At 69.1% G+C, this 19,567-nt stretch carries 21 protein-coding genes and 1 pseudogene; 9 read left to right on the forward strand and 13 right to left on the reverse strand.

The annotated features are described in order from the left end of the window. Nucleotides 1-20 precede the first annotated feature (20 nt). From grxC to JJQ90_RS04695, 3 genes are read right to left on the reverse strand one after another with little or no spacing between them, the layout of a single operon-like run. Entirely contained in the window at nt 21-278 is a 258-nt protein-coding gene (grxC, locus tag JJQ90_RS04685) for a glutaredoxin 3 (protein ID WP_216873276.1), read from the reverse strand. A 31-nt stretch (nt 279-309) separates the two neighbouring features. Further along, the gene (locus tag JJQ90_RS04690; protein WP_216873277.1) at nt 310-1,095 is read right to left on the reverse strand and encodes a ComF family protein; all 786 of its coding nucleotides are present in this window, start codon (nt 1,093-1,095) and stop codon (nt 310-312) included. Beyond that, a complete protein-coding gene (locus JJQ90_RS04695) occupies nt 1,073-2,644 on the reverse strand; it encodes a rhodanese-like domain-containing protein (RefSeq protein WP_216873278.1) in 1,572 nt (523 codons plus the stop codon). Before JJQ90_RS04695 ends, JJQ90_RS04690 begins: the two co-directional genes overlap by 23 nt. Before the next feature lie 73 nt (nt 2,645-2,717). Here JJQ90_RS04695 and JJQ90_RS04700 point away from each other — a divergent pair, with 73 nt between their 5' ends. The 7 genes from JJQ90_RS04700 to JJQ90_RS04730 all read left to right on the forward strand — a co-directional run bounded on the left by JJQ90_RS04700 (nt 2,718) and on the right by JJQ90_RS04730 (nt 7,610). After that, nucleotides 2,718-3,590, forward strand: a complete 873-nt coding sequence (locus tag JJQ90_RS04700) for a methyltransferase domain-containing protein (RefSeq protein WP_216873279.1) — start codon at nt 2,718-2,720, stop codon at nt 3,588-3,590. A gap of 99 nt (nt 3,591-3,689) precedes the next feature. Next, nucleotides 3,690-4,496: a type I methionyl aminopeptidase gene (gene map / locus JJQ90_RS04705; protein ID WP_216873280.1), complete on the forward strand. Its 807-nt coding sequence runs from the start codon at nt 3,690-3,692 to the stop codon at nt 4,494-4,496. 30 nt (nt 4,497-4,526) lie between these two features. Next, the gene (locus JJQ90_RS04710; protein ID WP_216873282.1) at nt 4,527-4,916 is read left to right on the forward strand and encodes a DUF2306 domain-containing protein; all 390 of its coding nucleotides are present in this window, start codon (nt 4,527-4,529) and stop codon (nt 4,914-4,916) included. Nucleotides 4,917-4,978: 62 nt separating this feature from the next. After that, nucleotides 4,979-5,734 carry a RadC family protein gene (gene radC, locus JJQ90_RS04715; protein ID WP_216873284.1) on the forward strand — a complete coding sequence of 252 codons (756 nt, stop codon included), beginning with the start codon at nt 4,979-4,981 and terminating at the stop codon, nt 5,732-5,734. A 60-nt stretch (nt 5,735-5,794) separates the two neighbouring features. After that, entirely contained in the window at nt 5,795-6,640 is an 846-nt protein-coding gene (locus JJQ90_RS04720; protein WP_216873285.1) for a S1C family serine protease, read from the forward strand. Nucleotides 6,641-6,832: 192 nt separating this feature from the next. Next, nucleotides 6,833-7,276, forward strand: coding sequence for a Panacea domain-containing protein (locus tag JJQ90_RS04725; RefSeq protein WP_216873286.1), 444 nt, complete (start codon nt 6,833-6,835; stop codon nt 7,274-7,276). Further along, nucleotides 7,245-7,610, forward strand: coding sequence for a hypothetical protein (locus JJQ90_RS04730; protein WP_216873287.1), 366 nt, complete (start codon nt 7,245-7,247; stop codon nt 7,608-7,610). The genes JJQ90_RS04725 and JJQ90_RS04730 overlap by 32 nt, the downstream gene beginning before the upstream one ends. A 59-nt stretch (nt 7,611-7,669) precedes the next feature. Here the strand turns inward: JJQ90_RS04730 and JJQ90_RS04735 are convergent. The 8 genes and pseudogenes from JJQ90_RS04735 to JJQ90_RS04770 form a co-directional block, all read right to left on the reverse strand. Beyond that, nucleotides 7,670-8,156, reverse strand: a pseudogene (locus JJQ90_RS04735) (IS1 family transposase); the annotation flags it as partial. Nucleotides 8,157-8,239: 83 nt separating this feature from the next. Next, nucleotides 8,240-9,454, reverse strand: a complete 1,215-nt coding sequence (locus tag JJQ90_RS27445; protein WP_216873289.1) for an O-antigen ligase family protein — start codon at nt 9,452-9,454, stop codon at nt 8,240-8,242. A gap of 89 nt (nt 9,455-9,543) precedes the next feature. Further along, nucleotides 9,544-10,323, reverse strand: a complete 780-nt coding sequence (locus JJQ90_RS04745) for a glycosyltransferase family 2 protein (protein WP_216873291.1) — start codon at nt 10,321-10,323, stop codon at nt 9,544-9,546. 278 nt (nt 10,324-10,601) lie between these two features. Beyond that, nucleotides 10,602-13,274 (reverse strand): pyruvate, phosphate dikinase, encoded by a 2,673-nt coding sequence (gene ppdK / locus JJQ90_RS04750; protein ID WP_216873292.1) that lies wholly within the window; start codon nt 13,272-13,274, stop codon nt 10,602-10,604. A 64-nt stretch (nt 13,275-13,338) separates the two neighbouring features. Beyond that, nucleotides 13,339-15,627: a glycine--tRNA ligase subunit beta gene (gene glyS, locus JJQ90_RS04755; RefSeq protein ID WP_216873293.1), complete on the reverse strand. Its 2,289-nt coding sequence runs from the start codon at nt 15,625-15,627 to the stop codon at nt 13,339-13,341. Next, nucleotides 15,627-16,016 carry a type II toxin-antitoxin system VapC family toxin gene (locus tag JJQ90_RS04760; RefSeq protein WP_216873294.1) on the reverse strand — a complete coding sequence of 130 codons (390 nt, stop codon included), beginning with the start codon at nt 16,014-16,016 and terminating at the stop codon, nt 15,627-15,629. Before JJQ90_RS04760 ends, glyS begins: the two co-directional genes overlap by 1 nt. Beyond that, a complete protein-coding gene (locus JJQ90_RS04765) occupies nt 16,013-16,273 on the reverse strand; it encodes a type II toxin-antitoxin system VapB family antitoxin (protein WP_216873295.1) in 261 nt (86 codons plus the stop codon). The genes JJQ90_RS04760 and JJQ90_RS04765 overlap by 4 nt, the downstream gene beginning before the upstream one ends. Before the next feature lie 52 nt (nt 16,274-16,325). After that, the gene (locus JJQ90_RS04770; protein ID WP_216873296.1) at nt 16,326-17,195 is read right to left on the reverse strand and encodes a glycine--tRNA ligase subunit alpha; all 870 of its coding nucleotides are present in this window, start codon (nt 17,193-17,195) and stop codon (nt 16,326-16,328) included. 82 nt (nt 17,196-17,277) lie between these two features. On the opposite strand from JJQ90_RS04770, the gene JJQ90_RS04775 reads away from it, so the two are divergent. Then, on the forward strand, nt 17,278-17,682 hold the full coding sequence (locus JJQ90_RS04775; RefSeq protein ID WP_216873297.1) for a ketosteroid isomerase-related protein: 405 nt from the start codon (nt 17,278-17,280) through the stop codon (nt 17,680-17,682). Here the strand turns inward: JJQ90_RS04775 and JJQ90_RS04780 are convergent. Continuing rightward, nucleotides 17,667-18,359, reverse strand: a complete 693-nt coding sequence (locus tag JJQ90_RS04780) for an alpha/beta fold hydrolase (RefSeq protein WP_216873298.1) — start codon at nt 18,357-18,359, stop codon at nt 17,667-17,669. The genes JJQ90_RS04775 and JJQ90_RS04780 overlap by 16 nt on opposite strands. A gap of 54 nt (nt 18,360-18,413) precedes the next feature. Between JJQ90_RS04780 and JJQ90_RS04785 the strand changes: the two genes are divergently transcribed. Beyond that, a complete protein-coding gene (locus JJQ90_RS04785; RefSeq protein WP_216873300.1) occupies nt 18,414-18,599 on the forward strand; it encodes a tautomerase family protein in 186 nt (61 codons plus the stop codon). Between the two features lie 78 nt (nt 18,600-18,677). On the opposite strand, the gene JJQ90_RS04790 is transcribed toward JJQ90_RS04785, so the two are convergent. Beyond that, nucleotides 18,678-19,547 carry a branched-chain amino acid aminotransferase gene (locus tag JJQ90_RS04790; protein ID WP_216873301.1) on the reverse strand — a complete coding sequence of 290 codons (870 nt, stop codon included), beginning with the start codon at nt 19,545-19,547 and terminating at the stop codon, nt 18,678-18,680. Nucleotides 19,548-19,567: the final 20 nt, after the last annotated feature.

Here is a 19,567-nt window from a genome sequence, read left to right on the forward strand (position 1 = left end):
TCCCAGGCCCGCGCCGCGCATCAGGCGGCCAGCAGCGGGTCGAGCCCGCCCTTGCGGTCCAGCGCCATCAGGTCGTCGCAGCCGCCGATATGCCGGCCGTCGATGAAAATCTGCGGCACGGAGCTGCGGCCGCCGGAGCGTGCCATGGCCTCCGCCCGGGCCTCGGACCCGTTCGGGGCGTATTTCTCCTCGAAGGCCACGCCCTTGCGCGTGAACAGGGCCACCGCGCGGGCGCAGTAGGGGCAGAAATCCTGGGTGTAGATCTCGATCTTCGCCATGCTTCCCACATCGGGCGGTCGCGGCCCGCGGTCAAGCCTCCCGTTGCAGCCGCGGGTCGGGGACCCGCGCGGCGGCCAGCACATCCACCGCCGTGGCACCGGCCGCCAGCAGCGTGAGCGCACAGGCCTCCGCCGTGGCGCCGGAGGTCATGACATCATCCACCAGCAACACCCGCCGCCCTTCGACCCGCGCGGCGGCGCGGGCGGAAAGGGTGAAGGCACCGGCCAGCAGCATCGCCCGTTCCGCCGCACCCCGGTCGCCCAGCGCCGGCGTGGCGCGGGACCGGCGCAGCAGGTCCGGAATGCAAGGTTTTTCCGATATCGCGGCCAGCCGCCCGGCCAGCAAGGCGGCCTGGTTGTAGCGGCGGCGCAGCAGCCGTCGCCAATGCAGCGGCACCGGCGCCAGCAGATCGGCCCGCGCCAGCAGCGCCGCGCCGGATTGCGCCATCATCACGGCAAGGGCCGGGGCAAGTTCCGTCCGGTCGGCGTGCTTGAAGGGCAGGATCAGCCGCTGCGCCCCCTCATCGTAGCGCAACGCCGCCCGCGCCTCGGCGAAGGCGGGCGGCCGGGCGAGGCAGGCGGGGCAGAGCCCACCCGGCCCGGCCTGGCCGGCATGCAGGAAGGGCACGCCGCAATGGGCGCAGAAGGGCGCGGTGATGCGCGTCAACTGCCGGAAGCAGTCGGCGCATTGCGTGCCCTGGCGTGCCACCGGCGCCTCGCAGCTCAGGCAATGCGGCGGCAGCAGCGCATCCAGCGCACCCAGGCCGAGCCGCGCCAGCCCCTGGCGAAGCGCCCTACCAGGCGCCGAAGGGGGCATCGCCGTCGCGTTCCACGGCCTGCACCAGGTCGATCTCCCAGGCCAGATAGGCGCGCATCGCATCCTCCACCCCGCTGTTGCGGTCATAGGGGCGCAGATAGGCGTCGATGCAGGCCTCGTCCGGCGGGTTGGTGCGGCCGGATTCCAGCGGATAGCCCGCCGCCACCCAGCCCGCCGTGCCGCCTTCCAGCACCGCCACGGGGCTGACGCCCAGCGCCGCCAGCTCCGCCGCCCCCAGCGCCGCCAGATCGGCGGAGGGCGCGGCGACCGCCACGGGCCGCCCCGCCGGCAGCTTCGGCAGCAGCGCGGCGAGCCGCGTCCGCACGCCCCAGAGCGCGCCCGGGATATGGCCGGTCCGGAAGGCCAGCGAGCGGGCGAGGTCCACCACCGTCACCTCCCCGCCCCGCACCGCATCCGGCACGACGCGCGGAACATCGGGCCGCTGCGCCAGGGTGGGCGTGACCGGCCCTGTTTCCAGATCGCCTTCCAGCCCGCCAGACAAACAAAAAACCTCCCAGCCACCGAGCTGGCGCAGCCAGCCGGCGGTCATGGCGGCGCGGGTGCCGGTGTCGTCCACCAGCACGATCCGCGCCCCGCGTACCGCCACCCAGCCATCCGTCGCCTGCACCAACTGACCGCCCGGGGCGCTGCGCGAGCCCTGCAGGTGGCCGGCGGCGAATTCGTCCGGGTCGCGGACATCCAGGACATAGAGGCTGCGCCCGGCCTCGGCCCGCAGCGCCGCCAGCCCGGCGCGATCGATCCAGCGCACGCCCACGCCCTCCGCGAAGCGCCGCGCGCGCGCAAAACTCTCGGCGGCGTCGGCGGGAGTGCCTTCCGGATAGCGGGCTTCCCTGCCCCGGTCGCATTGGAAGCCCGCCAGCTCCCAGCCCATGGTGCCGTTGCGCAGCGCCACCACCCGGTTCGGCAGGCTGGACCGGCGCAGGCTTTCGGCGCCGAGGATGGACCGCGTGCGGCCGGCGCAGTTCACCACCACCAGCGTCTCCGGCCGCTGCACCAGGCTGGGCACGCGGTAGGCCAGTTCGGCCCCCGGCACGTCGATGCCGCCGGGGATGGACATGTTCCGGAATTCCGCCATCGGCCGGCTGTCCACCACCAGCAGGTCCTCCCCCGCCGCCTGCATCGCCGCCAGCTCCGCCGCATCGACGGAGGGCGTTTCGTAATGGTGTTCGACCCATTCGCCGAAGGCCTTGGAGGGCACGTTCACGCCGGAGAACAGCTCGTAGCCCGCCGTCTGCCAGGCCGGCGTGCCGCCTTCCAGCACCGCGACATCCGTGCAGCCGAGGCTTTGCAACACGGCGGCCAGCCGTTCGGCATATCCCTCCCCGCCATCGGTGCAGACCACGCGGACATCGCGGCGCGGCAGCAGGCCGGGCGCGCGCAGCTCGGCCTGGGAGAGCGGGCAGGGCACGGCCCAGAACAGGTGGGAGGCGCCGAACTCGCCCTCCTCCCGCGCATCCAGGATCGCAAGCTCCTGACCATCATGCAGCCAGGCCTTCAGCGTGGCGGGGGCGATCTGGCGGGTGGTCATGGGCGGGCATCCTCCGGTTTTGGACAGGCTAGACCGGCTTGCAGGCGGGGCGAAGCCGGCGCATCTGCGGGGGATGGATGCGATGCAGGTTTTCGACCGGAAGCTGGTGCGCCGGCGGCGCGACCGGGCCGCCACCACGGTGGAGCGGGTGGCGCCGATCCTGGCGGATTGCGCGGAGCGGTTGCTCGACCGGCTGGACGACACCACGCGCCGCTTCAGCCGCGCGCTGGAGATCGGGGGCCGCGGCGTGGTGGCCCCGATGCTGCGCGCCCGCGGCATTTCCTCGGTCATCTCCACGGACCTGTCGCCGGCCATGGCGGCACAGGCCGGCGGGCTGGCCGTGGCGGCGGATGAGGAATTTCTGCCCTTCGCCCCCGAAAGCTTCGACCTGATCGTCGCCTCCCTCTCCCTGCACTGGGTCAACGACCTGCCGGGGGCACTCATCCAAATCCGGCGGGCGCTGGCGCCGGATGGGCTGTTCCTTGCCTCCCTGCCCGGCCTCGGCACCTTGCAGCCGCTGCGCCAGGCGCTGGCGGAGGCGGAGACGGCGCTGCGCGGCGGCCTGTCGCCCCGCATCTCGCCCTTCCCGGAACTGCGCGACGCCGCCGGGTTGTTGCAGCGCGCCGGCTTCGCCCTGCCGGTGGCGGATGTGGAGGAGGTGGCGATCGCCTATCGCAATCCGCTGGCCCTGCTGGCCGACCTCCGCGCCGCCGGGGAAGGCAATGCCGTGCTGGCCCGCGACGGCCGCACCCCGCCCCGCGCCCTGTTCCCGATGGCAGCGGCCGCCCTGCCTGAAGGCCGCGAGGGCATCGAGCCGGGGCTGCGCCTGCTGATGCTCACCGGCTGGGCCCCGCATGCCAGCCAGCAGCAGCCCGCCCGCCCCGGCAGCGCCACGCACCGGCTGGCCGAGGCGCTCGGCACGGTGGAACACAAGACGCAAGGCTGATCGCAGCCCAGCCTTGCGCCGCCGCGCCTTGCATCCATGGGGGGTGCGGCGCATCTTTCAGGCACATATCCCGCATCATGTCAGGACGGTCACAGCACCATGGACCAGCAGGGCGGCGAGAGCCGTCGCATCACCCTCCACGCCCCCGCCGATTTCGAGGGGATGCGCCGCGCCGGTCGCCTGGCCGCCGAGACCCTCGACATGATCACCCCGCATGTGAAGCCGGGCGTGACGACGGAGGCGATCGACCGGCTGATCCATGACTTCATCCTGGCCAACAACGCCATCCCGGCGACGCTGGGCTATCGCGGCTATACCAAATCCTCCTGCACCTCGATCAACCATGTGGTCTGCCACGGCATTCCCGGGGAACGCGCGCTGCTGGAGGGCGACATCGTCAATATCGATGTCACCGTGATCCTGGACGGCTGGCATGGCGATACCAGCCGGATGTACGTGGCCGGCACACCCTCGACCAAGGCGCGGCTGCTGATGGACGTGACCTATGAGTCCATGATGCGCGGCATCGCCGCCATCAAGCCGGGCGCCACGCTCGGCGATGTGGGCAACGCCATCCAGGCCTATGTCGAGCGCAACCGCTTTTCCGTGGTGCGGGATTTCTGCGGCCATGGCATCGGCCGCCGCTTCCACGCCCCCCCGAATGTGCTGCATTTCGGCCGCCCCGGCGAAGGCCCGACGCTGAAGCCTGGCATGTTCTTCACCGTGGAGCCCATGGTGAATGCCGGGCGGCCGGAGGTGAAGGTGCTGGACGATGGCTGGACCGCCGTCACCCGCGACCGCAGCCTCTCGGCCCAGTTCGAACACATGGTCGGCGTGACGGAGACGGGCGTGGAGATCTTCACCCTGTCGCCGGCCGGGCTGCACCACCCCCCCTACGCCGCCTGACCGGCCGGTGCGCGAGGGTGGGTCGGCGCGATGAGCCTCGCGCCGCTGCTGGCTGCCTCCGCCACCATCCAGCTCCATGCCTTCGCGGCCCTGGCGGCGCTGCTGCTGGGGGTGGTGCAGTTGCTGGCGCCGAAAGGCACCATGCCGCACCGGACGCTGGGCTGGGCCTGGGTCGTGCTGCTGGCGGTTGTTGCCGTCTCCTCCTTCTGGATCACGTCCCGCGGTCATTTGTCCTGGATCCACCTGATCTCCGGCTGGACGCTGGTGGTTCTGCCCTTCGCCGTGCTGGCCGCCCGGCGCGGCCGGATACGGTCGCATCGCAGCGCCATGATCTCCCTGTTCTTCGGCGCGCTGATCGTCGCCGGTGCCTTCACCCTGCTGCCCGGCCGCATCATGGGTGCCGTCGTCTTCGGCTGGTAGCGCGCGACGGTTGAATATCCCGGGCCGTCGTTGCACCTTCGCCGGGACGCAGAGGGGACGGGATGGCCCGGAAGCCGCAATTATCGGAGGCCAGCGCCGGGTTCGGCGGGCTGTTCTCGGCCGTGGCGCCGGCGGATGAGGCTCCGCCGCCCGGCCATCTCGGCCACCGCGCCCGCATGCGCAGCCGCCTGCTGACCGCCGGTCCGGACAGCCTGCTGGACCATGAGATGCTGGAGATGCTGCTGTTCCAGGCGCTGCCGCGCCGCGACACCAAACCCATCGCCCGCGCCCTGCTGACCCGCTTCGGCAGTTTCGCCAATGCCATCGCCGCCCCCGCCCGCGAATTGCAGGAGGTGGAAGGCATGGGGGAGGCCGGCGCCGCCGCGCTCAAGACCGTCCACGGCGCGGCGCTGCGGCTGATGCGGGCGGAAATCCGCCACCAACCGGTGCTGGACAACTGGGACAAGCTGATCGGCTACCTGAACGCCGCCCTCGCCCGCGATCCCATCGAACAGTTCCGCCTGCTGTTCCTCGACTCCAAGAACCGCCTGATCGCCGATGAGGCCCAGGCCCGCGGCACCGTGAACCACACCCCGGTCTATCCGCGGGAGGTGGTGAAGCGCGCCCTGGAACTGCAGGCCACGGCGCTGATCCTGGTGCACAACCACCCCTCCGGCGATCCCACCCCCTCCCGCGCCGATATCGCGATGACGCGGGAGGTGAAGGCCGCCGCCGCGGTGCTGGGCATCGCCGTGCATGACCACCTGATCGTCGGCAATGGCCGCCACCTGTCCTTCCGGCGCGAGGGGCTGTTGTGACATGCGGTGAAACCGGTGCCGGTTGACCGCGCGCCCCGTGACCCGGCATGCTGGCCGAACATGCACCGTCCCCTCGCGCTGATCCCAGCCCTCCTGCTCGGCCTGCTCCTGGGTGGCGACGCCCTGGGACAGGGCAAGCCACCGCCCCTGGGCGCAGCCCCGGGGCCGCAGCCCGGCGGCTTCCCGCCGCTGCCGACCAGCAAGCCACCACCCCTCGCCCCCGGGCCGCAGGCGGGTGTTCCCGGCAAGCCGGGTGGTCCCGCCCCGGGCGGCACCGGCCGCATGATATCCTCCGGCACCGGCTTCGTCGTGGCGCCCGGCCGGGCACTGACCAATGCCCATGTGGTGGAACGCTGCCGCGCCGTGCGGGTGCGCCTGGCCAATGGCACCGATGCCACCGCCCGGGTGCTGCGCGCCGACCGCCAGCGCGACCTGGCGCTGATTGAAATCCCCGCGGATTCCGGCCCTGCCCTGTCCTTCCGACGCGAGATGAACATGCGGCGTGGGGAGGGCGTGGTGACCTACGGCTTCCCGCTGGCCGGCATGCTCTCCTCCGGTCCCACCCTGACCACCGGCGAGATCTCGGCCCTGGCGGGGCTGGCGGATGACCAGCGGCAGTTCCAGATCTCGGCGCCGGTGCAGCCGGGCAATTCCGGCGGGCCGCTGCTCGACCTCGGCGGGCAGGTGGTGGGGGTCATCGTCTCCAAGCTCAACGCCGCCCGCGTCGCCCAGCGCACCGGCGACATCCCGCAGAACGTGAACTTCGCGGTGAAGGGGAATGAGGCGGTGGACTTTCTGCGCGCCGCCGGCGTGACGCCGACGCTGGCCGACAACCCGCCCCGCAGCCCCGCAGAGGTGGGCGAGATCGCGCACCCCTCCACCCTGTTCATGCGCTGCATGGGATAATGCCAGCGGACGGTAGTGTCTCAGTTTGAAATGAGGGGCTGTTTGCGGGCGCGGCCGATCACGGCACCCGCAACACCGCTACTGGTCTCAAAATTTCGCTTGAGAACATTTGGGAAACACATATCATCGATTGACAGTCGAGCCTTGTTGTAGCCTAGACAGCAAGCAACCGCAGTCAGGGAGGCGCAGAGCATGACGATCTCGACTCCGGCAGCCGCCAAGGCTGTGTGCGAGATGCGGGACTGGCAGGTCTCGAACCTCGCCCTGCAGAAAATCCTGTACGTCGCTCAGATGGTTCATCTCGGGCGCTTCGGTGCCCCGCTTGTGCCTGAGAGCTTCGAGGCGTGGGATTACGGGCCGGTCATTCCGAGCCTATACCGGCAGGTCCGCATGTTCGGCGCGCAGCCCATCAAGGACGTGTTCTACGATGCCCGACCATTACCGGAGGGTGCCGAGAAAGCGACCCTGAACGAGGTCGTTCCGTTTCTGGCGCCTTTCACGCCAGGCCAGTTGGTAAATCTGACGCATTGGCAAAACGGAGCGTGGGCGAAGGTTTACCGCCCAAGTACTCGCGGCATCATAATCCCGAACGAAGCTATTGCAGATGAGTTCCGAGCCAGACAGCAATCCACCTGATTCTCCGCTCGGCCGCATTTTTGCGTCCGGCAGAGTCTCTCGACCGCCTGAAATGGCGCAAGAGCAAGCTATAGCTGCTCTTGAAGAGGAAGTTCAGGCGCTTAAGGATGGTCGTCTGGAGGAGCGTTTTTGCTGGATTCTTGTTTCGGTCATACTATTCAACACGACGATCTTTGCCAATACTCAGACCACTGGCGTTCCTCTGGCGATCGTCTTCCTGCAAATAATCCTGCTCAGCGTCCTGGCCCGCAAATGTGGCATGGAATACATAGTCCGGTTCCTTGACCGAATCGTTGATGGATGGGTTAAGCGCGGTCCGAGCGAAAAATCTTAGAGCGATTGGCTTGTCCTTTGTTTGGCAAGCGCCTTCGCATGTCTCTCAGATAAATAGGCTTATGCCGCCTTCGGCTGGCGAGGCTTGTAAGAACCGCGCTTCGCTGCCGGCTCCTCACGCGCGTCGATCAGCGCAACCACGTCCTCCATAGACCAAAGCGTCTTGCTGATCCCGGCCGCCATCGCAGGGCTGCAACGCAGCGTCTTGTGGGTGCGCACGAAATTATACCAGACGGTGTAAAGCGCGACCATGTGAGCGTGGTTCTCGGCCTTCTTAGAGAACCCGTTGGTGAGGCGCGTGAACCGGCGCATGGACATGCGCATGGTGAGGTTCTGGCGCTCAACGTAGCTGGTGCTGACATGCGCCTTGTCGGGGCGGCCTTCGATCCGCGTCTTGCGGATGCCGGTGCATTCCGCAGGGCTGTAGCGCCCCGCCGGGCCGGGCGTGTCGCCATAGAGCTTCACAAGCTGGGCATAAATCCACATCGGCGCCGAAGGCGCCTTCTACGGCTTCCAGATACGCCTTGTGGCCATCGGTGGTGAGCTGCGCCCAGCGGACCGGTCTCTTGACCGGTCCGAGCGGCCGAGCGGCCGCCGCCGCAAGTGCAGCGAAGCCAGATTTGGGGGGGCTCAGCGCCGCCGCCCCAGAGCCCCCGCCACCACGGCCGCCAGCAGCACCGAGGCCACCCACCAGGGCTGCCAGACGCCGAAGGAAAGCTGGCCCGTCACCACGGCGGAGACGGCCATGCCGAACCCCGCCGGGCTGGCCCCCGCCGCCAGCAAGGCCGCGGCCCCCAGCCCCGCCGCGATCGCCGTCCCCACCAGCCCCAGCTCCAGCCAGACCTGAAGGCTGGCATTATGGGTGTGCAGCGGCAGGCGGCGGGCGGAGGGCATGGCGAACCACTGCCGCGCCTCCGCTGAATTCAGCCCGTAGCGCGCCAGGTCCTCCACCGGGAAATTGTCGCTGCCGCCGGGGATGGAACGCGCTGCCTCCATTCCCCAGCCGATCAGCGGCCGTTCCGCGATGCGGTCCACCACGAAATCCCAGATCAGCACGCGATGCGCCGCCGAACGTGGCAAAGGCTCCAGCGACGGCGCCCGCGCCAGCCCCGCCGCGAAGACCAGCGGCGCCGCGACGACGAAGCCGGCCAAGGCCAGCGCCGCCAGCCTCGGCACCAGACGCGGCAGCAGCGCCACCGCCCCGGCCGCCAGCACGCCGCCAAACGCCGCGATCTTCGCCGAATCGGCGGGCAGCCAGAGCGACAGGGCCAGACCCGCCACCACCAGCGCGCCCCGCCAGACCCAGCCCGTCGGCACCGCCAGAACCAGCGGCAGCAGCAGCGCCATCAGCGACACCGCCGGCTTCAGCCCGAAACTGATCTGCGGCATGTCCGTGGGAAAGCCGCGCACCGCCAGGCGCAGCCAATTGCCGCTCGCATGATCCAGCGCCGCCAGCACCACCCCCGCCGCCAGCCCGCCCGCCAGGGCCAGGCCCAGCCGGCGCGGCGCCGCTTCATCATCCTCGACCGCGCGCGACGCCATCAGCGCCAGCAGCAGCAGCGCCGCGAGTCCGCCCACCGTCTGCACCGCCCGCGCCGGCTCCAGCGACCACAGCGCCGCCAGCAGGCACCAGCCGAGCAGACCCACCGCCAGCCAGCCGGTGCGGCCAGGGCGCGGCCAGGGCACCGCGCGCCGCAGCCGCCAATGCGCGACCACCGCCAGCAGCAGGGCAACCGTCACCGCCAGGGCCATGGCCCGGAACTGCGCGACTGCGAGGGGCGGCGCGATCGCCAGCAGGACGGCCAGGGGGCTTGTGGGGGAGCGGTGCCAGGGGAGAGGTGGCACGGCGCCCCTCACCCAACCAGCCTTCGGCGTTGCGGCAGTGCCGCAACCTCCCCCCGTTGGGGGGAGAGGGCTTATCAAATTGGGCGGCATCACTTGGGGCCGCCGTGCCGCTCGGGCTCCAGCCTGGCCTTCAGATAGGACAGCAAGGGAAAGGCCCCGGTGCAGAAGGCCAGCAGCACGCCCCAGGCGCCCTCCCGATACCCCTTGCGTGACACATAGGACTTGAAGGCGCGCGAGACGAAACGCCGCAGATTCGCCGCCAGCGACCCGATATTGCCACTCTCCAGCAAATCCGCCGCCTTGGCCGAGGAATACTTGTCCAGCCGCCGCAGCATGTCCGACACATCCCGGTCGACCAGATGCACCAAGGCCCCCTGCTCGATCCGCGGCCCCTGCTGCCCCACCCAGTCCAACCCCGGATGCACCCGCTGCGCCCGCCAGCGCTTCGCCCCCCGCCGGAACAGGCGCGGCACCGAGGTCGTGCCGAAACTGCCAGCCCAGCCGTACCGGATCAGCCGGTCACCCACATAATTGTCGACCATCACCTGGTGCCAGGCAAAACCCGACTCCCCGATCACCCGCCGCACCGCCTGCGCCAGATCCGGGCTGACCCGCTCATCCGCATCCACCTCCAGCACCCAGTCCCCGGTGCAGGCCTCAATCCCGGCATTGCGACGCTCCCCCTCCAACTCCCAAGCCCCCTCCAGCACCACCGCCCCCGCCGCCCGCGCCAAATCCGCGGAGCCATCCGTGCTGCGATCCAAAACCACCACCACCTCATCCGCAAACACCACCGACGCCAAACACGCCGGCAGTCGCTGCTCCTCATTCCGCGCGACAATCAGCGCGGACAGGCGGGGTGGGGACATCGGACGGGCCTCGAAAGGGCTGGAAGGTGGGCGCGGGTGATTGCAAGGAGGGCTCCGCCCTCCCTGCACCCACCCGCGAAGGGGCAGTGGCCCCTTCGAACCCTCGACTTAGGGGTAGGCGAGAGGAGGGGCACGGCGGGCGCGTTGGGACAAGCGGATGCGCAATGCCCCTCCTCTCGCCTACCCCTTAAATGGGTTTCCAAAGGGACCACTGTCCCTTTGGCGGGGGTGCAGGGGGCAGCGCCCCCTGCAAACAACCAGCGCCGACTTCAGCCCTCTCAGGCCGTCCGGTCCCCGCCCTGCCCTGTCAGCGCCGCTTGTGCCGCGGCGAGGCGGGCGACGGGGACGCGGTAGGGGGAGCAGGAGACGTAGTCGAGGCCGACGGAGCCGCAGAAGTGGATGGAGGCGGGATCGCCGCCGTGTTCGCCGCAGATGCCGAGTTTGAGGTCGGGTTTGGTTTTGCGGCCTTTTTCGGAGGCGATTTGCACCAGGGCGCCGACGCCGTCGATGTCGATGGAGACGAAGGGGTCCTTCGGCAGGATGCCCTTTTCCACGTAGAAGGGCAGGAATTTGCCGGCGTCGTCGCGGGACAGGCCGAAGACGGTCTGGGTCAGGTCGTTGGTGCCGAAGCTGAAGAAGTCGGCGGCTTCGGCGATGCTGTCGGCGGTCAGGGCGGCGCGGGGCAGTTCGATCATCGTGCCGACCTGGTAGATGATGTGGTACTTCGTTTCGGCGAAGACTTCCTGGGCGACGCGGTCGACCAGGGCGCGCAGGATTTCCAGCTCGCGGCGCACGGCCACCAGCGGGATCATGATTTCCGGCACGGGCGCCTTGCCGGTTTCCTGGCCCGTGGCGACGGCCGCTTCGAAGATGGCGCGGACCTGCATTTCGTAGATTTCGGGATAGGTCAGGCCGAGGCGGCAGCCGCGATGGCCGAGCATCGGGTTGGCTTCCGACAGGTCGGCGGCGCGGCGCTGCATGGCGGCGACGTCGGCGCCGAGGCTTTGCGCCACCTCGGCGATTTCGCTGTCCTTGTGCGGCAGGAATTCGTGCAGCGGCGGGTCGAGCAGCCGGATGGTCACGGGCAGACCGGCCATGATCCGGAACAGCTTGAGGAAATCCTCCCGCTGGAAGGGCAGCAGGCGGGCGAGGGCGTCGCGGCGGGCGTCCTCGGTATCCGCCATGATCATCTGGCGGACGGCGCCGATGCGCTCCGGGTCGAAGAACATGTGTTCGGTGCGGCAGAGGCCGATGCCCTCGGCGCCGAATTTGCGGGCCGTTTCGGCGTCCAGCGGGGTTTCGGCATTGGCGCGCACCTTCATCTTGCGCACGCCATCGGCCCATTCCATCAGGGTCGCGAAGTCGCCGGAGAGCTGCGGCTCGATCATCGCCACGGTGCCGGCGAAGACTTCGCCGGTGGCGCCGTCCAGCGTGATGGTGTCCCCGGCCGTCAGGCGCTTGCCGCCGGCGGTGAGGGTCTGGCCGGCATAGTCGACGCTGACCGAGCCGGCGCCGGCGACGCAGGGCCGGCCCATGCCGCGGGCGACGACCGCCGCGTGGCTGGTCATGCCGCCGCGGGTGGTGAGGATGCCCTTGGCGGCGTGCATGCCGTGGATGTCCTCGGGGGACGTCTCGATGCGGACCAGGATGACGGCCTCGCCCTTGGCGGCGCGGGCTTCGGCCTCATCCGCCGAGAAGACGATGACGCCGCAGGCCGCGCCCGGGCTGGCCGGCAGGCCCTTGGCGATGGCCTTGCGCGGGGCCTTGGGGTCGAGGGTGGGGTGCAGGAGCTGGTCGAGGGCCTTGGGGTCGACGCGCTTGATGGCCTCGGTGCGGTCGATCAGGCCTTCGCGCGCCATGTCCACGGCGATCTTCAAGCTGGCGGCGGCGGTGCGCTTTCCGTTGCGGGTCTGCAGCATGTACAGCTTGTTCTGCTGCACCGTGAATTCGATGTCCTGCATGTCCGCGTAATGGGCCTCGAGCTTGGCGCGGACTTCGACGAGCTCCGCGTAAGCCTTCGGCATCACCACTTCCATGCTGCGCTCACCCGGCTTGGCGCGGGATTCGGCCATGGGCTGCGGCGTGCGGATGCCGGCGACGACGTCCTCACCCTGCGCATTCACCAGGTACTCGCCGTAGAAGAAATTCTCGCCGGTGGAGGGGTCGCGGGTGAAGCAGACGCCGGTGGCGCAATCGAGCCCCATATTGCCGAAGACCATCGCCTGGACGTTCACGGCGGTGCCCCATTGGGCGGGGATGTCGTGCAGGCGGCGATAGGTATTGGCGCGCGGGTTCATCCAGCTTCCGAAGACAGCGCCGATGGCGGCCCAGAGCTGGGCATGGGGGTCCTGCGGGAAGGGCTTGCCCGTGACTTCCTCGACCATGTCCTTGTAGCCATCGACTACGCGGTGCCAGTCCTGCGCGGTAAGGTCGGTGTCTTCCATCACGTCGCGGTCGAGCTTCACATGCTCGATGATTTCCTCGAAGCGGTGGTGGTCCACGTTGAGGACGACGGAGCCGAACATCTGGATGAAGCGGCGATAGCTGTCCCAGGCGAAGCGGGCATCGCCGGAGGCGGCGGCCAGGCCGTCCACGGTGGCGTCGTTCAGGCCGAGGTTCAGCACCGTGTCCATCATGCCGGGCATGGAGACGCGGGCGCCGGAGCGGACGGAGACCAGCAGCGGCTTGTGATGGTCGCCGAACTTGGCGCCGACCGCCTGTTCCACCCGGCCCAGGGCCTCGGAAACCGCGTGGCGCAGCTCCGGCGGGTAGGACTGGCCGTGGTCGTAGTAGTAGGTGCAGACCTCGGTGGTGATGGTGAAGCCGGGGGGGACGGGCAGGCCGATGCTGGCCATTTCCGCCAGGTTGGCGCCCTTGCCACCCAGGAGATTGCGCATATCCGCGCGGCCTTCATTGTGGCCGGCGCCGAAGCTGTAGACCCATTGAGTCATTGGACGGCGTTCTCCTGTTTGGACTGTTACGGAGCCCCAGGGGAGTGGGGGGAGGCGCCGCTTCTCAGCCTTCGATCCGGGAAAAGTCTGCAACGGTATCCATGGCGCCCCTGAGCCGTGCGAGCAAGCGCAGCCTGTTGGCGCGGGTTGCCTTGTCGGGGTCGTTGACGATGACCTTCTCGAAAAAGGCATCGAGCGGCGCCCGCAGCGCCGCCAAGGCGGACATGGCGGTGGCGAAATCTTCGGCAAGCAGGGCCTGGGCGACGGCGGGTTCCGCCGAGTCGAGGGCGGCGGCCAGCGCCTGTTCCTCCGGCGCCGTCAGCAGGGCGGGATCGACCGGGCCGGCATGGGGGCCGTCCTTCTTGTCCTCGATCCGCAGGATATTGGCGGCGCGCTTGGCGGCGGCGAGCAGGTTCGGGCCGTCCGGGCCTTCCACCAGGGTTTTGAGCGCCTCGGCGCGGGCGAGCAGGCGGAGCAGGTCATCCTCACCGCCCTGGCCGAAGGCGGCGGCGACCAGGTCGTGGCGCGCGCCCTCGGCGCGCAGCTGGACGCGGAGGCGTTCGGCGAGGAAGTCGAGTAACTCGCCAACCAGCGCACTCTTGGGAACAAGCCGAACGGCTCTTTCTTTTGATGCCGCCCTGGTAACATGAGAGGTGCGATAAATTTGACCGTCGTCGCCTTCCATGAAATCGGCGACAACGCCAGTTCCCACAACATAAACATTGGCCTGATCATTTTTTGCGCGCTGAAGATCGTCTTCTTCCATCATGCGCTCAAAATCCAAGGGATCGCCGGCGGCCTGGCGCTCGACGGATATGTCCTGCGCCAAGTGGAACCCGCCGATCCACGTGTCCATAAAACAGTCATAGGCGAATTCAATTGATGGCCGGAGGGGCAGACGGACGTTACCCTCTCGCAGCAACCGAAGCATGCCTAGTGCCGCACGTCGCAAGGCATATGGGTCGCCGCTTCCCGTGGGCTTTTCGGCGATTGCAAAAAAGCCAACCAATGTATCTAGCTTATCCGCTAGCGACAGGGCGATAGCGACAGGCTCGCTCGGCACCGCATCGCCCGGGCCGAGCGGCCGGTACTGCGTCCCGATCGCCTGAGCCACTGCCGGCTTCTCACCTTGGTTGAGGGCGTAGTAGCGGCCAATGGTGCCCTGCAATTCCGGAAACTCGCCAACCAAGCCGGAGGCAAGGTCCGCCTTCGCCAGCTTCGCGGCAAGGGCAGCGTCGTCCGCATTGGCGCGGACCTTTGGTGCCAGCCAGCGTGCTAGCCGCTCTAGCCGCTCTACGCGCTGCCTCTGTGTACCAAGCTTAGCCTGGAACACCATGTCATCCAGCTTCGGCAGGAAGTCCTCAAGCTTCTGCTTGCGGTCCTGGTCCCAGAAGAAGCGCGCATCCGAAAGCCGCGCCCGCAGCACCCGCTCATTGCCCGCGATCAGGGCCGTGCCGCCGTCATTCGGGACGATATTGGCCACCAGCCCGAAGAAGGGCGCGGCGCCGCCCTCCGGCTTCGTCATCGAAAAATAGCGCTGGTTGACGCGCATGGTGGTGCGCATCAGCTCGGCCGGCAGGTCCATGAAGGCGTCGTCGATGCGCCCCAGCAGCGGCACCGGCCATTCGACCAGCCCGGCCACCTCCTCCAGCAACCCCCGATCCGGCACCACCGCGACGCCCTGTTCGGCGGCGAGTTTCGCGAGGCCGGTCTCGATCAGCGCCATGCGCGCCGCCGCATCCGGCTCCACGAAGCGGGCACGCAGGCCGGCTTCGTAGTCGGCGAGGCCGGTCACGGCAAAAACCCGGTCCTCCGCCGCCATGATGCGGTGGCCCTCGGTCAGGTTGCCGCTTTCCATCCCCGGCAGCGCCTCGATGGCGAAGGGCACCACCTGGCCGTCGAGCAGGCACAGGATGCGGTGCAGCGGGCGGACCCAGGTGAAGGGGCCGTTCCAGCGCATGGATTTCGGCCAGCCGAAATTCTGGATCAGCCCGGGCAGCACCTGCGACAGCAGCGCGGCGGCGGCGATGGTCTCGCCCGGCTTCTGGAGCACCCAGAAGCCGTTCTGGTCCACCAGCTGCTCCCGCGTCGCGCCGTGCTTGCGGAGAAACCCCTCGAGGGCGGCCGGCGGGGCTGCGGTGCGCGGGCCGCGCTCCTCCTTGCCCTCGGTGGTCACCTCCGCGCGCAGCGTCGCGGACAGACCGATGCGCCGCGGCCCGTAGAAGGGTTTCGGTGCGCCTTCCAGAAGCGGCGCCGCGGCGGTGGCGAAGACTCGAGCAAGATCCTCGGCACCCCGCGCTTGCATGCGCGCCGGAATTTCCTCGGAAAAGAGTTCGAGCAGAAACTCCGGCATCAGATCGCGGCCTTCACATCGGTCTCGGAAAAATCAGTGCCCTTGAACAGCAGCGGCGCATTGCGCTCCTGCGCCAGGGCATAGGCGAAGCAATCACCGAAATTCAGCGCGGCCTTGTGGCGGCCCTTGCCGAAGCGGCGCCAGGCTTCCAGCGCCAGGCGCGCCTGGGCCTCCGTGAGGGGCACCACCTCCGCCTCCGCATCCGCCAGAAGCCGGTCGACGCGTGAGCGGATCGCGGCGCCGGCCTTGCCCTCCGCCACAATTCCCAGTTCCAGCAGGGTGGCGGCCGAAACGGCCACCTCCGGCGCCTCGGACAGCAGCGCGGTGAAGCGCTCGGCTTCCGGCTCCTGCTGCAGGATGGCCATGAAGGCGGAGGTATCGACGATCACTTGGGCAGGCCGTTCTCGTCATACAGGTCGCTGTGGTCGCTGCTGCTGCCGGGCGGGAACAGTTTTGCGGACTCCCGACCCGTCGCCATCAGCGCCTCATACTTCCGGCGCACCCGGTCCTCCCGCGCCGCACGCTCCGCGGCGAGGCGACCCTGCACAGCCTCCCGCAACGCCGCGGTGGTGCTGGTGCCCAAAAGTTCGGCCAACGCCTTCGCATCGGCGATCAGCGCATCGTCCTTGATGTTCAACTGGCCCATGGCGCCCTCATGGTAGAACGAAGCGCCAATATGGTAGAAACACCCGGCAAAGTCACGCGGTCTCGCCCGCGACCCAGGCCTCGCAGCAGCCCTTCGCGAGCGCGCGGACGCGGGCGATATAGGCGGCGCGTTCGGTCACGCTGATGGCGCCGCGGGCGTCCAGCAGGTTGAAGCGGTGGGACGCCTTGATGCACTGGTCATAGGCCGGCAGGGCCAGCGGCGGGTCATAGGCCAGCAGCGACTGGCATTCCTTCTCGGCGTCCGCAAAGTGCTGGAACAGCATCGCGGTGTCCGCGCCCGTGAAATTATGATGGCTGTATTCCACCTCGGCGCGGCGAAACACCTCGCCGTACTTCACGCCACGGCCGTTGAAATCCAGCTCATACACATCGTCCACGTCCTGGATGAACATGGCCAGGCGTTCCAGCCCGTAGGTCATCTCGAAGGACGGCACCTCGCAGGTGATGCCGCCAACCTGCTGGAAATAGGTGAACTGGCCGACTTCCATCCCGTCGCACCAGATCTCCCAGCCCAGGCCCCAGGCGCCGAGCGTCGGGCTTTCCCAGTCATCCTCGACGAAGCGGAAGTCGTGCTTCATCGGGTCCAGGCCGAGGTCGCGATAGCTGGCGATCAGCAGGTCCTGCGCGTCGCGCGGGCTCGGCTTCATGATGACCTGGTACTGGTAGTAGTGCTGAAGCCGGTTCGGGTTCTCGCCGTAGCGGCCGTCGGAGGGACGGCGGCTGGGCTGCACATAGGCGGCCGACCACGGCTTGGCGCCCAGCGCCCGCAGCGTGGTCGCCGGGTGGAAGGTGCCGGCGCCGACTTCCATGTCATAGGGCTGCAGGATCAGGCAGCCCTGGGCGCTCCAGAAATTATGGAGGCGAAGGATGATGTCCTGGAACGAAGGGGGTTTTGCGGACATGCCGAGTACAGGTCTTGCCGGGGAGGTTGCGGCTGTTTCAATACCCCCCTGCCGCCTCCCCCGGCAAGCAAGGGACCCCGTTATGACCGATGCCGAGCGCCTGATCCGCGCCTATTACGCCGCCTTCGATGCCGGCGACCGCGCCGCCATGCTGGCCCTGCTGACCGATGACGTGATCCACGACCCGAACCAGGGCACCCGCCGCAGCGGCAAGCCCGCCTTTTCCGCCTTCCTGGCCGGCATGGACGCCGCCTATGCCGAGCGCATCACGGACCTCGTGGTCATGGTGGACGCCACCGGCACCCGCGCGGCGGCGGAATTCACCGTGCTCGGCCAGTATCTGCGGACCGAGGAAGGCCTGCCGGAGGCACGCGGCCAGCGCTACACCCTGCCCGCCGGTGCCTTCCTGACCATCCGGGACGGCAAGATCGCCCGCGTGGCGACGCAGTACAATCTGCCGGAATGGATCCGTCAGGTCTCCGCCTGAGCCACGAAGTCCAGGATCAGCCGCGCCAGTTCCACCGGCATCTCCACCGGCAGCATATGGCCGCTGCCCTCGATGACGCGGAGGCTGGCGCCGGGGATACCGTCCCGCAACTCCTCCGCCTCCGCCAGGCTGCGCAGCGCGTCCTGGGCGGCGGCGATCACCAAGGTGGGGCAGGCGATCTCGCCGAGGCGGTCGTCGAAGGCGGGGCGGGGCAGCAGGGTGTGGCGCAGGAAGACCTCGCCCCCCAGCCGGTCACCCATGCCGCGCAGCCGGTCCACCAGCGCGGCATCGCCGGCACGGCTGGGGTGCAGGCCGCGGGCGATGGCGGTGCGGCTCATCCCCCGGAAGGCGGAGTCCGCCGGGCGCCCCGCCACCGCATGACGGCGCGCGCGCTGGGAGGCGCTGTCGCCGCGGGCGGAGGTGGCGATCAGCACCAGGGCGCGCACCCGCCCCGGCGCCATGCGCGCCACCTCCCGCGCCACGAAGCCGCCCATGGAAAAGCCCACCAGCACGAAACGCGCCGGCGCGGCCTCCAGCACCCGCCGCGCCATGCCTTCCAGCGTCTCGTCCCGAAACAGGTCGCCATGGTGGATCGGGCCGAGCGGGGCCAGCAGCGGCGCCATGTCGTCCCATAACCCGGCGTCCAGCATGAAGCCGGGCAGAAGCACCAGGCTCATGCGCTTGGCGGCCGAGGCGGCTGGCGCCATGCTGCCGGCATCGAGGAGAGAAACATGCCCGAGATCATCATCTACGCCGTTGCCGGCCGCACCACCGACCAGAAGCGCGCCCTGGTCCGTGACATGACCGAGGCCATGGTGAAGAATTTCGGCGTCCCGGCGGAGGCCGTGACCATCCAGATCGTCGAGGCGGACAAGGACTCGAAGGCCAAGGGCGGCGTCCTGTTCAGCGAGCGGTAGCGCCCCGGCGGATGGCGGAACAAGGCCCTCTCCACCCGAGGGAGGGAGAGGGCTTTCGCGGCAGACTACCGAAGTCGGCTAGGCCGCGACCTTCGGCAGGATGCGCCACTTGGCCTCCGCCCAGTCGAAATACAGCGTCCGGGCCTTCTGGCACAGCGGCCCCGGCTGCATGGCGCGGCCCTGCCAGTTGGAGCAGGGCAGGACCTTGCCGTAATTGCCGGTGGAGAAGATCTCGTCCGCCGTCTCCAGCTCCTCCGGCTTCACGGCGCGTTCCTCCACCGTCACGCCAGCCTCGCGCAGCAGGGCGATGACGCGGCCGCGGGTGATGCCGGCCAGGAAGGTGCCATTCACCGCCGGGGTGATGACCTTGCCATCCTTGGCGAACATCAGGTTGGCATGGGCGAATTCCGCGACATGGCCGATCGGGTCGCAGACCACCGCCGCCTCGAACCCCTTGTCATGGGCGAAGGCTGCGGCGCGGGACCCGTTGGGATAGAGGCAGGCGGCCTTGGCGTCGGTCGGCGCCTGGTCCGGTGCCGGGCGGCGCTGCGGCGCCAGGCAGGCGGAGAAGCCTTTGTACTCCGGCAGCGGGCTGTCGTAGATCGCCAGGATGAAATCCGTGCTGTCCGGGTCCGGCCGGGCGGCGCCCAGGCCCTTGCGGACGAAGAACATGGGGCGGATGTAGAGCTCCGCCTGCGGGCCCATGCGGCGGATGCCCTCGCGGCACAGTTCCTCGATCTCGGCCGGCGTCTTCGTCGGCTTCATCAGCATGTTGCGGGCCGACTGCACCGCCCGCGCGCAATGCAGGTCGAGGTCCGGTGCCACACCGCCAAAGGACCGGCCACCATCGAAAATCACGCTGCCGAGCCAGAAGGCGTGGTCCATCGGGCCGATCACCTTCGGCTCCTCGGTGGACCAGTTGCCGGCATACCAATAGACGCCCGCCATGGCGGCAGCCCTTTCTTCCC

The sequence above is a fragment of the Falsiroseomonas oleicola genome (assembly GCF_019029495.1).
Classification (GTDB): Bacteria; Pseudomonadota; Alphaproteobacteria; order Acetobacterales; family Acetobacteraceae; genus Falsiroseomonas; species Falsiroseomonas oleicola.

Excerpts from the sequence above, each read along its gene's own strand:
- JJQ90_RS04725 (WP_216873286.1), top strand. The coding sequence starts at position 6,833 with ATGACGATCTCGACTCCGGCAGCCGCCAAGGCTGTGTGCGAGATGCGG.
- JJQ90_RS04710 (WP_216873282.1), top strand. The coding sequence starts at position 4,527 with ATGAGCCTCGCGCCGCTGCTGGCTGCCTCCGCCACCATCCAGCTCCAT.
- glyS (WP_216873293.1), bottom strand. The coding sequence starts at position 15,627 with ATGCCGGAGTTTCTGCTCGAACTCTTTTCCGAGGAAATTCCGGCGCGC.
- JJQ90_RS04690 (WP_216873277.1), bottom strand. The coding sequence starts at position 1,095 with ATGCCCCCTTCGGCGCCTGGTAGGGCGCTTCGCCAGGGGCTGGCGCGG.
- JJQ90_RS04730 (WP_216873287.1), top strand. The coding sequence starts at position 7,245 with ATGAGTTCCGAGCCAGACAGCAATCCACCTGATTCTCCGCTCGGCCGC.
- JJQ90_RS04790 (WP_216873301.1), bottom strand. The coding sequence starts at position 19,547 with ATGGCGGGCGTCTATTGGTATGCCGGCAACTGGTCCACCGAGGAGCCG.
- ppdK (WP_216873292.1), bottom strand. The coding sequence starts at position 13,274 with ATGACTCAATGGGTCTACAGCTTCGGCGCCGGCCACAATGAAGGCCGC.
- JJQ90_RS04780 (WP_216873298.1), bottom strand. The coding sequence starts at position 18,359 with ATGAGCCTGGTGCTTCTGCCCGGCTTCATGCTGGACGCCGGGTTATGG.
- map (WP_216873280.1), top strand. The coding sequence starts at position 3,690 with ATGGACCAGCAGGGCGGCGAGAGCCGTCGCATCACCCTCCACGCCCCC.
- JJQ90_RS04720 (WP_216873285.1), top strand. The coding sequence starts at position 5,795 with ATGCACCGTCCCCTCGCGCTGATCCCAGCCCTCCTGCTCGGCCTGCTC.
- JJQ90_RS04785 (WP_216873300.1), top strand. The coding sequence starts at position 18,414 with ATGCCCGAGATCATCATCTACGCCGTTGCCGGCCGCACCACCGACCAG.
- JJQ90_RS04775 (WP_216873297.1), top strand. The coding sequence starts at position 17,278 with ATGACCGATGCCGAGCGCCTGATCCGCGCCTATTACGCCGCCTTCGAT.
- radC (WP_216873284.1), top strand. The coding sequence starts at position 4,979 with ATGGCCCGGAAGCCGCAATTATCGGAGGCCAGCGCCGGGTTCGGCGGG.
- JJQ90_RS04700 (WP_216873279.1), top strand. The coding sequence starts at position 2,718 with ATGGATGCGATGCAGGTTTTCGACCGGAAGCTGGTGCGCCGGCGGCGC.
- JJQ90_RS04745 (WP_216873291.1), bottom strand. The coding sequence starts at position 10,323 with ATGTCCCCACCCCGCCTGTCCGCGCTGATTGTCGCGCGGAATGAGGAG.
- JJQ90_RS04695 (WP_216873278.1), bottom strand. The coding sequence starts at position 2,644 with ATGACCACCCGCCAGATCGCCCCCGCCACGCTGAAGGCCTGGCTGCAT.
- grxC (WP_216873276.1), bottom strand. The coding sequence starts at position 278 with ATGGCGAAGATCGAGATCTACACCCAGGATTTCTGCCCCTACTGCGCC.
- JJQ90_RS04765 (WP_216873295.1), bottom strand. The coding sequence starts at position 16,273 with ATGGGCCAGTTGAACATCAAGGACGATGCGCTGATCGCCGATGCGAAG.
- JJQ90_RS04770 (WP_216873296.1), bottom strand. The coding sequence starts at position 17,195 with ATGTCCGCAAAACCCCCTTCGTTCCAGGACATCATCCTTCGCCTCCAT.